Below are 14,150 nucleotides of genomic sequence, written 5' to 3'. Positions count from 1 at the left end.
AATTTGCAGGGTGTCTGGCATGAGAGTCGGCGCACTGTGTTTTTTGTTGCTGCCGTTTGTTGTCCCGGGCGTCGCAACGGCCCAAGGCATCAGCCTGCCCCAGGCACTGGAAGCCGCCTTTGCCCACAATCCGGAGCTTGCCGCAGCGCAATGGGAGATCGGCGTTGCCGAAGGGGATCGCCAGCAGGCGGGGCTGATCCCCAACCCGGTAGTGTCGTGGGAAGTCGAGGACACACGACGCAATACCAGCACCACCACGGTAATGCTCAGCCAGGCGCTAGAGCTGGGTGGCAAACGCGGAGCGCGTATCGAAGCGGCCGGCAAGGGGCAGGACGCGGCTCGACTGGAGCTTGAACGGCGCGGCAATGAATTGCGCGCCGACGTGGTTCAGGCATTTTATGCCGCAGCGCGTGCGCAGGCCGGTCTGGAGCTGGCCCGCCAATCCAGGGCGCTTGCCGAGCGCGGCCTGAAAGTCGCCGAAGGGCGTGTGCGCGCAGGCAAGGTCTCACCAGTCGAGGCCACCCGCGCGCAGGTGCAACTGGCAGAAACCGACTTGCTGGTGCGCCGCGCCGAAACCCTGAAAATCAACAGCAACCGTGAACTGGCGCGCGCCACCGGCTCGCCGAGAGCGTCTTTCGAACGCCTGGATTACTCCGATCTGTCTCCCGGCAAATCACCGTCGACCGCGAAGATGCTGACTGCCCTCAACCAATCCGCCGAGCTGCGCCTCGCCCAGACCCAGATCGAACAGCGCGAAGCCGCATTGGGCTCGGAGCGCGCCAAGCGCATTCCGGACCTGACCGTCAGCGTCGGCAGCCAGTACAGCCGCGAAGAGCGCGAACGCGTCAACGTGGTGGGCCTGTCGATGCCGCTCCCGTTGTTTGACCGAAATCAGGGCAACGTGCTCGCCGCCTCACGGCGGGCAGACCAGTCCCGCGACCTGCGCAATGCCGTCGAGCTGAAACTGCGCACCCAGACGCAGTCCGCCCTTGATCAGTGGAGCACCGCTGCGCAGGAAGTCGAGTCGTTCAATAACGTCATTCTGCCCGCCGCGCAAAGTGCCGTCGATACGGCGACCCGTGGTTTCGAAATGGGCAAGTTCGGCTTCCTCGAAGTTCTGGATGCACAACGAACGCTGATTTCCGCCCGCAGCCAATACCTGGAATCACTGGCGACAGCGACCGAAGCGAGAGTCGCCATCGAACGAATCCACGGTGATCTCAACCGGTTCAGCTTCAACCCCTGACTGTCTTTTTCCGCCTATATCGAGCGTATCGAGAGGTGCTGCACGTACCTGATCGCCGGGAGCTTTCATGAATAACAAACGAAGCATTGCCATCGCGCTGGCGGTGGTGGTCATCATTGGTCTGGGCAGTCTGACAGTGAACCAGCAGATGCGGCCCTTCGCCGCTGAAACCGGCTCATCGGACGGTGAGCACTCCGACCAAGAGCACGCCCATGAGCCGAAAGAGGCTCATGGCGAAGACAGCCATGACGGTGAGCCGAAAAAACCCGGAGCCGCAGCCGCAGAGCCTGCCCATGAAGAAGAAGAGGGACACATCGAGCTGACTGCCGAGCAGATCAAGGCGGCAGGCATCGAGCTGGCAACCGCCGAGCCTCGGCAGATGAGCACGACCGTGACCTTCCCCGGTGAAATACGCTTCGACGAGGACCGCACCGCGCATGTCGTGCCTCGGGTCAGCGGCGTGGTCGAATCGGTCAAGGTCGATCTGGGTCAGGCGGTGAAAAAAGGCCAGGTGCTGGCGGTGATTGCCAGCCAGCAGATCTCTGATCAACGCAGCGAACTGAGCGCCGCCCAGCGCCGTCAGGAACTGGCACGCCTGACCCTGCAACGCGAGAAGAAGCTGTGGGAAGACAAGATTTCTGCCGAGCAGGACTACCTGCAAGCGCGCCAGGATTTTCAGGAAGCCGACATCAACCTCGCCAACGCCCGGCAGAAGATCAGCGCCATCGGTGCCAGTCTCAGCCATTCCGCAGGCAATCGCTACGAACTGATCGCACCCTTCGACGCCATGGTTGTGGAAAAACACCTGGGCATCGGCGAGCTGGTCAACGAAGCGAGCAACGCGTTCACCCTGTCGGATCTGTCCCGTGTCTGGGCCACGTTTGGCGTATCGCCAAGGGACCTGGACAAGGTGGTCGTCGGGCGTCCGGTGACGGTCAGTGCGCCTGATCTGAACGCGAGCGTCGAAGGCAGGATCGGTTATGTCGGCAGCCTGCTGGGCGAGCAGACCCGTGCCGCCGCTGTGCGCGTGACGCTCGCCAACCCTCAGGGCGCGTGGCGTCCAGGCCTGTTCGTATCGGTGGAGGTCGCCGCCGAACAGACCGGTGTAGCGGTCAGCCTGCCCGAGTCCGCAGTCCAGTCGATTGAAGACAAGCCGTCGGTCTTCGTGCGCAACGAAGAAGGTTTTCAGCTGACGCCCGTCACGCTTGGCCGCCGCGACGGCGGTCATGTGGAAATCGTCAAAGGCCTGGCCGCCGGTACGCAAGTGGCCACCGCTGGCAGCTTCATCCTCAAGTCGGAGCTGGGCAAAGGCTCCGCCGAGCACGCCCATTGATCTGCGTCACACGAGTACACCTCCATGTTTGAACGGTTGATTCAATTCGCGATTGAACAGCGCATCGTCGTGATGCTTGCTGTGCTGCTCATGGCAGGGCTGGGCATCGCCAGCTATCAGAAACTGCCCATCGATGCGGTACCCGACATTACCAACGTACAGGTGCAGATCAATACATCTGCGCCCGGCTTCTCGCCGCTGGAGACCGAGCAGCGGATTACCTTCGCCATCGAAACCAACATGGCGGGCCTGCCCGGTCTGCAACAAACGCGCTCGCTGTCACGCTCGGGCCTGTCCCAGGTCACGGTAATTTTCGAAGACGGCACTGACCTGTTCTTCGCCCGCCAACTGGTAAACGAGCGCCTGCAGATCGCCAAGGACCAATTGCCCGAAGGCGTCGACGCGATGATGGGGCCGATTTCCACCGGCCTCGGCGAGATTTTTCTGTGGACGGTCGAAGCCCGCGAGGGCGCGCTGAAAGAGGACGGCACGCCGTACACGCCGACTGACCTGCGGGTGATTCAGGACTGGATCATCAAGCCGCAGTTGCGCAACGTGCCGGGCGTGGCCGAGATCAACACCATCGGTGGTTTCGCCAAGCAATATCAGATCGCCCCCGATCCGAAAAAACTGGCCGCCTACAAGCTTACGCTGAACGATCTGGTGGCAGCGCTGGAGCGCAACAACGCCAACGTCGGCGCGGGTTACATCGAACGCGGTGGCGAGCAACTGCTGATCCGCGCACCGGGCCAGCTCGGCACGGTGGACGACATCGCCAACATCGTCATCGCCAATGTGCAGGGCACACCGATCAGGATCAGCAGCGTGGCTGAGGTCGGCATCGGCAAGGAAATGCGTTCCGGCGCAGCCACCGAAAATGGCCGTGAAGTGGTGCTCGGCACCGTGTTCATGCTGATCGGCGAGAACAGCCGCACCGTCTCGCAAGCCGTAGCAGCGAAACTCGCCGACATCAATCGCACGCTACCCGAAGGTGTCGAAGCGGTAACGGTTTACGACCGCACCACGCTGGTCGAAAAAGCCATCGCGACGGTCAAGAAGAACCTGATCGAAGGCGCGATTCTGGTCATCGTGATTCTGTTTCTGTTCCTCGGCAATATCCGCGCGGCGCTGATCACCGCCATGGTGATTCCACTGGCCATGCTGTTCACCTTCACCGGCATGTTCACAAACAAGGTTAGCGCCAACCTGATGAGCCTGGGCGCGCTGGACTTCGGCATCATCGTCGACGGTGCCGTGGTGATCGTCGAAAACGCCATTCGCAGGCTGGCGCATGCCCAGAAAAAACACGGCCGCATTCTGACTCGCTCAGAGCGTTTCCACGAGGTATTCGCCGCTGCCAGAGAAGCACGTCGTCCGCTGATTTTCGGTCAGTTGATCATCATGGTCGTGTACCTGCCGATCTTCGCCCTCACCGGCGTGGAAGGCAAAATGTTCCACCCGATGGCTTTCACCGTGGTGATCGCTCTGCTCGGCGCGATGATCCTTTCGGTGACCTTTGTACCCGCCGCCATCGCCATGTTCGTCACCGGCAAGGTCAAGGAAGAAGAAGGCTTGGTGATGCGCACCGCCCGCCAGCGCTACGCACCGATACTGAGTTGGGTGCTGGGGCATCGTGCCATCGCCTTCAGCATGGCGTTCGCTGTAATCGTGTTGTCCGGGTTCACCGCCAGCCGCATGGGCAGCGAGTTCATTCCGAGCCTGAGCGAAGGCGACTTTGCCTTGCAGGCGCTGCGGGTGCCGGGCACCAGCCTGACCCAGTCGGTGGACATGCAACAGCGTCTGGAAAAAGCCATCATCGAAAAAGTGCCGGAAGTGCAGCGTGTGTTCGCCCGTACCGGCACCGCCGAAATCGCCGCTGACCCGATGCCGCCCAACATCTCCGACAGCTACGTGATGCTCAAGCCGCAAAGCGAATGGCCTGAACCGGACAAGTCCCGCGAAACCCTGATCGCCGACCTGCAAAAGGCCGCCGCTACGGTGCCGGGCAGCAACTACGAACTGTCCCAGCCGATCCAGTTGCGCTTCAACGAACTGGTTTCGGGGGTGCGCAGCGACGTGGCGGTGAAGGTCTTCGGCGACGACATGAACATCCTGAATCAGACTGCAGCAAAGATCGCCGCCACGCTTCAAAAGGTGCCGGGCGCATCAGAAGTGAAGGTCGAACAGACCACCGGCCTGCCGGTGCTGACCATCAACATTGATCGTGACAAGGCAGCGCGTTACGGCCTCAACGTCGCCGATGTGCAGGACGCCATCGCCATTGCGCTGGGCGGTCGTCAGGCGGGCACGCTGTATGAAGGGGACCGCCGTTTCGACATGGTGGTGCGCCTGTCCGAGCAACTGCGCACTGACGTGAACGGGCTTTCCAGCCTGCTCATTCCGGTGCCTGCGAGCGCGAACAACCAGCAGATCAGCTTCATCTCGCTGTCGCAGGTTGCCAGCCTTGATCTGGTGCTGGGCCCGAACCAGATCAGTCGCGAGAACGGCAAGCGCGTGGTGATCGTCAGCGCCAATGTGCGCGGTCGCGACCTTGGCTCGTTTGTCGAAGAAGCAGGCACCACCATCGAAAGCGGCGTGCAGATCCCGGCGGGCTATTGGACCAGTTGGGGCGGGCAGTTCGAACAATTGCAATCCGCTGCGAAACGCTTGCAGATCGTCGTGCCGGTGGCCTTGCTGCTGGTCCTCGCGCTGCTGTTCATGATGTTCAACAACCTCAAAGACGGCCTGCTGGTCTTCACCGGCATCCCGTTCGCGTTAACCGGCGGCGTCATGGCCCTGTGGCTGCGCGACATTCCCCTGTCGATCTCCGCAGGCGTAGGCTTCATCGCCCTGTCGGGTGTGGCGGTGCTGAACGGCCTGGTGATGATCGCCTTCATCCGCAGCCTGCGCGAAGAAGGCCGCTCGTTGCACGACGCCATCAACGAAGGCGCCCTCACCCGCCTGCGCCCGGTGCTGATGACCGCACTGGTCGCATCGCTGGGCTTCATCCCCATGGCCCTCGCTACCGGGACTGGTGCCGAAGTGCAGCGGCCACTGGCGACGGTAGTGATCGGCGGCATTCTGTCTTCGACGGCACTGACATTGCTGGTGTTGCCAGCGCTGTATCAGTGGGCGCATCGGCGGGATGAGGAAGAGGAGTAAACACGCTACCCGTACAAAAAAAGCGCCCCGAGGGGCGCTTTCTGCTTATGTCGAAAACACTCTAAGTCAGGTCAAAGCACGCTCAACGGATACTCCACAATCACCCGCACTTCATCCAGGTCCGATTCAAACGCCGTCGCCCGGGTCGTCGCCTGACGCACGCGCAGCGACAGGTCTTTCAGTGAGCCGGTCTGCACGATGTATTTGGCTTCGATATCGCGCTCCCAGCGTTTCTGATCGGTCAGCGGGTTGCCTTGTGCGTCGCGGCGCATGTAGGTGCTGTTGGCGTTGGAGTAGTCAGCGTCGGTGCCTTTGCCGTAGCGGGTCATGAACGACAGGCCAGGGACGCCGAAGGTGGACATGTCGAGGTTGTAAGTGAGCATCCACGAACGCTCTTTGGGTGAGTTGAAGTCGCTGTACTGGATGGAGTTGGCGAGGTAGATGGAATCCGACTGCCTGAGGTAGTCGAAATCGTCATCGCCTTCATTACGCTGGTGCGACAGAGACAGGGTGTGTGCGCCGTATTGCAGGGCGACTTTCGCACTCCAGATGTCGTTGTCGAATTCGCCGAGCAGCTTTTTGCCTTCGTCGGTAGCGTTGTAGTAGTTCAGGCTGCTGGTCAGCGACAGGTCATCGGAGAGCGGCAGCACGTAGGAGGCCGAGGCGTATTTCTGATCCCAGACGTCTTTCAGGCGGCTGGTGTAGAGGCCAAGGCTCAGTGCGTCGGTGGCCTGGTAATCACCGCCGAAGTAGGCAACCCAGGGAGAGTCGACCGCGCCGCCGTAGAAGGTCACGAAACCGTCGCGCATGTTGCTGGAGACCGGCTGGCTCATGGAGTGCAAGCGACCGCCTTGCAGGGTCAGACCACTGATGCTGTTGTTGATCGCCGTGACGCCACGAAAGCTTTCCGGCAGCAGGCGCGAATCACCGAATGCAACCACCGGCGTCGACGGGAAAACATCGCCCACGTTGACGACGGTGTCGAAGGCCCTGGCCTTCAGCGAGCCGCCGACTTTGCTGTACTCATCGCGAGCATTGCCTTGCCCATCGACCGGCAGCACATCGAATGCGCTGCGCCCGCCGTTGCGTCCACCCCCCGTGTCGAGCTTGATGCCGATCATGGCAAAGGCATCGACCCCTACGCCGAATGTGCCTTGGGTGAAGCCTGACTGGAAGCGCCCGATGATGCCCTGCGCCCAGGCTTCGGAGTAGCCGTTGCCGGTAGGGCTGGACTCGCCGTTGCGATGATCACGGTTCATGTAGAAGTTGCGGTTGAGTACGGTCAGCGTACTGCCTTCAATGAAGCCTTCTTTCTGTTCTTCGGCGAGTGCCGCAATCGACGTTACACCTGCGAGTGACGAACACAGGGCAAGTGAGAGGGTTCTGAGTTGAGTCATGTGCGCTCCGTTTAATCGGCAGATTGTTATAAGCGTGTCGACCTGGCTGTTTTTATTAAACCGAGCGCTGCCAGTGGGGCACAATCTTGAAGCGGCGAAGATAACGCCAAGGTGACGGCAAAATTACAAATAGGAAAGGAAACGCACTGCAGCGTGTGTTAGTTCAATAAAACAAAACACGCTTTGACCAAGTGCGACCAGACATTTAATAGCGGAGCTGGAGCGTGGGAGCGATATGTGTGGACGCGGGAATAAAAAAAGCGCCCCGAAGGACGCTTAAAGATTCGCCCGGACCAAAGGAGCTGGGAGCTGCCAAAGGGCGAATGGGGGGGCAGCGGGTCGAGCATCAAGGGCATCAGCCTTCAGACTTGGTGGGCTGCTCAGCCTTCTTGTCGTCTGAGTTGACGTACCGCTCGGCCGGGTTGCTGTTCTGCTCCTTGAAGCGGATCTCTTGTGCCAGGCGCATCTTGTCAGCAGCCGTGCTTGCATACTCGTTGCCGTCATCGGCAAAGGCTGCAGTACCGGACAGGGCAGCTACTGCGAAAACCATCGACTTGATCAGCTTCATCATCATTACCTCCTGGGTTGAAAGTGGTTCCTGAAAAGCGCGGTGCTTGTCAGGGATGAAACAAGCTTACGCCCGGACAACTAACAGGAAGGTGAGCAGACAATGACAATACTGTTAGAAAGCTGACATCTTGAAGATTACCGATTTGTAATGTTTCAGCCACTTTCTGGTTAGCGTCTGCTTGTTAGGGTTAAGTCACATTCAAACGGAGACAACAGAAAATGCGTACTGCCAAATCGATGTTACTTGCCCTGGCCATTCTTTCACCCCTGAGTGCTTTCGCTTACACGACAGATGAAGTCAAAGCCACCACCGTGATAAAAGAGCACCAGACCAGCGTGCAGAAGTATGCCGCCATCCATAACAAGCCGATGCCGGAGATCAAGGAGTACACGTACGGAATGAAGCTGGACGTTGCCAAGGTCATTCGCAAATCCCCGGATCTGCAGACCTGTAGCGTGATGCCGAAACTGATGACCTACGAAGATTCCAAGGGCAAGCTGAACACCGTGCAGTATCAGGTCTTGGGCGGATGCAGAAACAGCCAATGATTCTGAACCTGCCAGGGAGGCCACCCAGCGTTACATCCCCCATCAGCCCGGACCATCCTCCGGGCTGATTTTTTGCGTCTCTCTCCCGCTTGATACCTGTTTACAGCCCGCCTGACCGCTTATTCCCGCCTTCCTTGCAACCTCACCGGCTTTGCGTGGTCAACGCAGACCCTACTGTGTCTTGTCGCCATGTGTCTGGACGCCCGTCCGGTCCATCCAATACAGGCTCGGTTACGGTGATCGAGAACTGCAACTACGGATTTGGAATGACCGATGCTTGAACTCGCTGCTGGTTTTATCTGCCTCACTGCGCTGCTGACCTATGTGAATTATCGTTTTATCGGTCTGCCTCCCACCATCGGTGTGATGGTGACAGCGCTGATGTTCTCGTTGCTGCTGCAAGGCCTGAGCTTTCTGGGCTATCCCGGTCTGGAAGATCGCGTCCAGCAATTGATCGGCCAGATCGACTTCGGCGACCTGTTGATGAACTGGATGCTGTCCTTTCTGCTGTTCGCAGGGGCGTTGCACGTCAACCTCGGTGACCTGAAGAACTATCGCTGGCCCATCGGCCTGTTGGCGACCTTCGGTGTGCTGATTGCCACCACCGTTATCGGTGCGCTGGCCTACTGGATCTTTGCCCTGTTCGGCTGGCATGTCAGCCCGCTGTACTGCCTGCTGTTCGGCGCGCTGATTTCACCTACTGACCCGATTGCGGTGCTCGGTGTCCTGCGGACCGCCAATGCGTCCAAACCGCTCAAGACCACCATCGTCGGCGAGTCGCTGTTCAATGACGGCACGGCGGTGGTGGTGTTCACCGTGTTGCTGGGCATTGCGCAACTGGGCGAGACGCCCACGGTCGGCGAAACAGCGTTGCTGTTTGCCCACGAAGCGCTCGGCGGGGTGCTGTTCGGCGGCCTCATCGGTTACGCCGTGTACCTGATGATCAAGAGCATCGAGCAGTATCAGATCGAAGTCATGCTGACACTGGCGCTGGTGATCGGCGGTTCGGCCATGGCCTCCGAGCTGCACGTCTCCGGCCCCATCGCGATGGTCGTGGCCGGACTGATCATCGGCAATCTGGGGCGCAATCTGGCCATGAACGACATGACCCGTCGCTACATGGACGGTTTCTGGGAGTTGCTGGATGACATGCTCAACGCGCTGCTGTTCGCGCTGATCGGCATGGAGCTGTTGCTGCTACCGTTCTCGTGGCAGCACTTGATTGCCGCCAGTCTGCTGGCTGTGGCGATCCTGCTGTCGCGCTTTGTCACCGTGGCCCCGGCCATTCTGCTGCTGCGGCGCTGGCGTAAAGTGCCGCACGGTACAATTCGCATCCTGACCTGGGGCGGCTTGCGCGGCGGCGTTTCGGTAGCGCTGGCGCTGGCCCTGCCCACCGGGCCGGAACGCGACCTGCTGCTGAGCATCACTTATATCGTGGTGTTGTTGTCGATCCTCTTGCAGGGCCTGACCATCGGTAAGCTGGTACAGGCAGTCACCCGCGCCCCGCAAGCAAAAGACGACGCGCACTGATTCACGTTGTTGCAGCGGCGCGCCGGTACTCACTGGGCGTCTGCTGCATTTCCACGCGAAAGTGCCGGTTGAAATTGGACAGGTTGGCGTAGCCGACTTCGAAACAGATGTCCGACACCGACATCTCGCTGTGCAGCAGTAACCGGCAAGCCCGCTGGACCCGCAATTTGCGCATCAGATCGATGAAACAGTGGCCGGTGGTGCGTTTGAAGAAGCGCGAGAAACCGGGATCACTCATGTCCAGTTGCCGGGCAATCACCGACAACCGGATATCGCTGGTCAATTCCTTGAGCAGATAATCGAACGCCTTATTGATCCGTTCCGAGCTGCGCGCATCCAGGGTCGGTGCATACCAGGCGCTGGCCAGCAGGCGAACCTCCTGCGCAGGAGCTTTCATCAGCGTGTTGACCAGTTGCAGGAACAGAATCAGCCGCTCCAGCCCTTGTGCGAGGCCGATCTCCTCCAGCAGGCGCGCAGCTTGTACAGCCGTCGCCCCGGTGAACTCCAGCCCGCGACGCGCCTGCTCGAACAGGCGCTGCAAGTCACCCATTTCCGGCAACGTACCGCGTAGCGCCAGCAGCGCTGCACCATCGAACTGCAACACCACATCCCGCCCGGCCAAGTGTTCCCCGGGGGCGAGATCGCCGATCCAGTCGTGGGGCAGGTCCGGACCGATCAGCGCCACATGACCGGCGCCGAACTCACCGATGTAATCGCCGGCAACCAGTTTGCCGCTGCCTTGGCGGATCAGATGGATTTCGAATTCCGGATGGTGGTTCCAGCGCGCCAACGCGTAAGGATAGTCGTGCTCATACCAGCGAAAGCAATGGTCTGGCTGTGGGAGGATGACTTCAAGCTCGGCGGGACGCTGCTCGAACAAGGCCGCTCGACTGTCAGGCACTGGATGCCCCTTTTTATCGTTATGAATACGCTATGGACGCTTGAACATACGCCCTCCCGACCGGCCAACGCTAGCTCACGCTCAAATCGGCACTGATACTTTTTTGCTTTCAGACCATCGGGCGGCCCTCGGTTAAAAAAGTATCAGTCAGGTGTTTCTGCTGCGTTTGTTCAGCGCTGCACAGGCTGCTGTAATCGGGACGTCCAGCAGGCTGTTCAGCGCGGCCGTGGTCAACAACAAAAACAATAGCTCCCGCCCGCAAGGCGCGGAGTGGAGAGCACTACGATGAACATTCAAAAAGCGCTTTTCCTGTCCGCAGGTGTTTCGTTCGCCTTCCTCAGTCTGGCCGCTCAGGCCGCCGAAACCGTGACCATTGCCACGGTGAACAACGGCGACATGATCCGCATGCAGCGTCTGTCGAAACTCTTTGAGCAGCAGCATCCCGAGATCAAGCTCAACTGGGTGGTGCTCGAAGAAAACGTCCTGCGCCAACGCCTGACCACCGACATCGCCACGCAGGGTGGCCAGTTCGACGTATTGACCATCGGCACTTATGAAACGCCGCTGTGGGGGGCCAAAAAGTGGCTGGAACCGATCACCGGCCTGGCGCCGGAATATGATCTGGAAGACATCTTTCCTTCGGTGCGTCAGGGTTTGTCAGTCAACAACACGCTGTACGCCCTGCCCTTTTATGGCGAAAGCACGATCACGTATTACCGCACCGATCTGTTCAAACAGTCGGGGTTAAGCATGCCCGAGCATCCCACCTGGACGCAGTTGGGCGAGTTTGCGGCAAAGCTGCACCAGCCTGACAAGGGTATTTACGGCATGTGCCTGCGTGGCAAGGCCGGTTGGGGTGAGAACGTTGCGCTGCTGAGCACCATGGCCAACGCCTTTGGCGCGCGCTGGTTCGATGAGCAGTGGAAACCCGAGCTGAACAGCCCGGAATGGAGCAACGCCGCGAATTTCTACGTCAACACCCTCAAAAACTACGGCCCACCGGGTGTGTCGAGCAACGGTTTCAACGAAACCCTCGCGCTATTCAACAGCGGCAAGTGCGCGCTCTGGGTAGACGCCAGTGTGGCTGGCTCCTTCACCACCGACAAAGAGCAGAGCAAGGTGGTCGACAGCGTCGGCTTTGCGCCTGCGCCGGTTGAAGTGACCGACAAGGGCTCGTCATGGCTGTATGCCTGGTCGCTGGCAATACCGGCCACGTCGAAGCACAAAGACGCAGCCAAGGCCTTCATCACCTGGGCCACGTCCAAAGAATATATCGAACTGGTCGCCAAGACCGACGGCATCTCCAACGTACCGCCCGGCACGCGTACGTCCACCTACAGTGAGGCTTACCTGAAGGCAGCGCCGTTCGCCAGGGTCACGTTGCAGATGATGCAACACGCCGACCCTGCGCAACCCTCGGTCAAGCCGGTGCCTTACGTCGGCATCCAGTACGTGACCATTCCCGAGTTTCAGGCCATCGGCACCTCGGTCGGCAAGTTGTTCTCTGCTGCCTTGACCGGTCAGACCACCACTGAGCAGGCACTCAGCGCCGCACAGGCCGTCACCGAACGCGAGATGAAACGCGCCGGTTATCCGAAGTAAACCGGCAGCCCTCAAATGAATTGGACGGACGATAAACCCATGAAACGACTCGACGGTAAAAGCGCGCTGATCACCGGATCGGCGCGGGGCATTGGGCGCTCTTTCGCGCAGGCCTACATTCGCGAAGGGGCCAGTGTGGCCATTGCCGACATCAATCTGCAGCGCGCGCAGACCACAGCAGCTGAGTTGGGGCCGAACGCTTATGCGGTCAGCATGGACGTAACGGATCAGGCTTCCATCGATCAGGCCATCGCAGCCGTCGTCGCGCACAGCGGCAAGCTGGATATCCTCATCAATAACGCTGCGCTGTTCGATCTGGCGCCGATTGTCGATATCACGCGTGACAGCTACGAGCGGCTGTTCTCAATCAACGTTGCGGGCACTTTGTTTACCTTGCAGGCAGCTGCAAAGCAGATGATTGCCCAAGGCCACGGCGGCAAGATTATCAACATGGCCAGCCAGGCGGGACGCCGTGGCGAAGCGCTGGTCGCGGTGTACTGCGCGACCAAGGCCGCGGTGATCAGCCTGACGCAATCGGCCGGTCTGGACCTCATCAGGCACGGCATCAATGTCAATGCCATCGCCCCGGGCGTGGTGGATGGCGAGCACTGGGATGGCGTCGATGCAATGTTCGCCCGTTATGAAAACCGGCCGCTGGGCGAGAAGAAAAGGCTGGTGGGCGAGCAGGTGCCCTATGGGCGTATGGGCACGGCAGATGACCTGACTGGTATGGCGATTTTTCTCGCCTCCAGCGACAGCCAATACGTGGTGGCGCAGACCTATAACGTCGATGGCGGAAACTGGATGAGCTGACCGGCAACCGTTGCACAGATGAGCCGCACCGCGCAAAAAAGCCAGGTCGACGCTTCCATTGCCGAAGCGATTGGCTAAGATGCGCGGACCGTCTGCTTCCTGAGGCGGCTCATTGATGCACAGGAGCACGCATGTCCACTGAAGAGGAGATCGCCATCGCCGGCGGTACACCTATGATTCCCGATCAACGCCGGGAGCTGATGCTGCGCCAGTTGCGCAAGCATCAGGTACTCAGCGTTCATCAGTTGATGGAGATGTTCGACTGCTCGCACATGACCATCCGCCGCGACATCGCCGTGCTGGAACAGGAAGGCCGGGCCTACTCGGTGACCGGCGGCGCGCGTATTGCCAGTCAGGTACACAGCGAACCCAGCCATCAATCGAAAGCCGTCGTCGAGCTGCCGCACAAGCAGGGCATGGCGCGGCTGGCAGCGGGTTTGCTGCATCCGGACATGACGATCTATCTGGACGCGGGCACCAGCACGCTGGAGATCGTGCCGCATATCGTTGCGTTGTCAGGCATGACCGTCGTGACCAATGATTTCGGCGTGGTCAATGCGCTGGCCGACGCTGCGCACGTGGATGTGATTCACACCGGTGGCCTGCTCGATCACCCGAACCGCTCCAGTGTCGGTGGGCTCGCCGCCGCAACGTTGCGTCAGCTGGCAACCGACGTGGCGTTCATGTCGACCAGTTCATGGGACCTGCAACGCGGCACCACCACGCCCTCGGCATTGAAGGTCGAGGTCAAGCAGGCGGCGATGCAGTCCGCTTCGCAAACCGTACTGATCGCCACCAGCTCCAAATACGGCACCTTCGGCATGTACAAGGTGGCCGGGCTTGAGCAGTTCGACACCATCATCACCGACGCAGCGCTGGCTGAAGCCGCTGCGGACGGTATCCGCAAGCAGCGTATCGAGTTGCTGCTGGCACCTGTAGGCGGCCGTTCGAAGTAACGCGCTGCCGAGCTGGCTGATCCCAGAGGCCACAAATGGCAGGCATAAAAAAACCCGGTCTCGCGACCGGGTTTTTTATGTCTAGCCGACT

General features: G+C 60.1%; 11 protein-coding genes. 8 read left to right on the top strand and 3 right to left on the bottom strand.

All coding sequences use genetic code 11. The annotated features are described in order from the left end of the window. Positions 1 to 19: 19 nt before the first annotated feature. From N018_RS01445 to N018_RS01435, 3 genes are all read left to right on the top strand, one after another. Positions 20 to 1,246, top strand: coding sequence for a TolC family protein (locus tag N018_RS01445; RefSeq protein WP_025388671.1), 1,227 nt, complete (start codon positions 20 to 22; stop codon positions 1,244 to 1,246). Between the two features lie 67 nt (positions 1,247 to 1,313). Further along, positions 1,314 to 2,579: an efflux RND transporter periplasmic adaptor subunit gene (locus tag N018_RS01440; protein ID WP_025388670.1), complete on the top strand. Its 1,266-nt coding sequence runs from the start codon at positions 1,314 to 1,316 to the stop codon at positions 2,577 to 2,579. A gap of 24 nt (positions 2,580 to 2,603) precedes the next feature. Next, a complete protein-coding gene (locus N018_RS01435; protein ID WP_025388669.1) occupies positions 2,604 to 5,741 on the top strand; it encodes a CusA/CzcA family heavy metal efflux RND transporter in 3,138 nt (1,045 codons plus the stop codon). A gap of 71 nt (positions 5,742 to 5,812) precedes the next feature. Here N018_RS01435 and N018_RS01430 read toward each other — a convergent pair whose 3' ends face one another. Continuing rightward, positions 5,813 to 7,138, bottom strand: coding sequence for an OprD family porin (locus N018_RS01430; protein WP_025388668.1), 1,326 nt, complete (start codon positions 7,136 to 7,138; stop codon positions 5,813 to 5,815). 355 nt (positions 7,139 to 7,493) lie between these two features. Then, a complete protein-coding gene (locus tag N018_RS27710) occupies positions 7,494 to 7,712 on the bottom strand; it encodes a hypothetical protein (protein ID WP_024646672.1) in 219 nt (72 codons plus the stop codon). Positions 7,713 to 7,927: 215 nt separating this feature from the next. Here N018_RS27710 and N018_RS01420 point away from each other — a divergent pair, with 215 nt between their 5' ends. Then, positions 7,928 to 8,257, top strand: a complete 330-nt coding sequence (locus N018_RS01420) for a DUF2790 domain-containing protein (protein ID WP_024646671.1) — start codon at positions 7,928 to 7,930, stop codon at positions 8,255 to 8,257. 273 nt (positions 8,258 to 8,530) lie between these two features. Beyond that, positions 8,531 to 9,787 (top strand): cation:proton antiporter, encoded by a 1,257-nt coding sequence (locus tag N018_RS01415; protein WP_024646670.1) that lies wholly within the window; start codon positions 8,531 to 8,533, stop codon positions 9,785 to 9,787. A gap of 1 nt (position 9,788) precedes the next feature. Here the strand turns inward: N018_RS01415 and N018_RS01410 are convergent, their stop codons facing one another. Beyond that, positions 9,789 to 10,688, bottom strand: a complete 900-nt coding sequence (locus N018_RS01410) for an AraC family transcriptional regulator (RefSeq protein WP_025388667.1) — start codon at positions 10,686 to 10,688, stop codon at positions 9,789 to 9,791. Positions 10,689 to 10,973: 285 nt separating this feature from the next. On the opposite strand from N018_RS01410, the gene N018_RS01405 reads away from it, so the two are divergent. The 3 genes from N018_RS01405 to N018_RS01395 all read left to right on the top strand — a co-directional run bounded on the left by N018_RS01405 (position 10,974) and on the right by N018_RS01395 (position 14,059). Continuing rightward, positions 10,974 to 12,290: an ABC transporter substrate-binding protein gene (locus N018_RS01405; protein WP_025388666.1), complete on the top strand. Its 1,317-nt coding sequence runs from the start codon at positions 10,974 to 10,976 to the stop codon at positions 12,288 to 12,290. A gap of 39 nt (positions 12,291 to 12,329) precedes the next feature. Continuing rightward, positions 12,330 to 13,103, top strand: a complete 774-nt coding sequence (locus N018_RS01400; RefSeq protein WP_025388665.1) for an L-iditol 2-dehydrogenase — start codon at positions 12,330 to 12,332, stop codon at positions 13,101 to 13,103. Between the two features lie 131 nt (positions 13,104 to 13,234). Beyond that, positions 13,235 to 14,059: a DeoR/GlpR family DNA-binding transcription regulator gene (locus N018_RS01395; RefSeq protein WP_024646666.1), complete on the top strand. Its 825-nt coding sequence runs from the start codon at positions 13,235 to 13,237 to the stop codon at positions 14,057 to 14,059. Positions 14,060 to 14,150: the final 91 nt, after the last annotated feature.

This window comes from Pseudomonas syringae CC1557 (assembly GCF_000452705.1).
Classification (GTDB): Bacteria; Pseudomonadota; Gammaproteobacteria; order Pseudomonadales; family Pseudomonadaceae; genus Aquipseudomonas; species Aquipseudomonas syringae_F.
The sequence above is the reverse complement of the archived record's forward strand: the minus strand, read 5'-3'. Positions and strand labels throughout refer to the sequence as shown.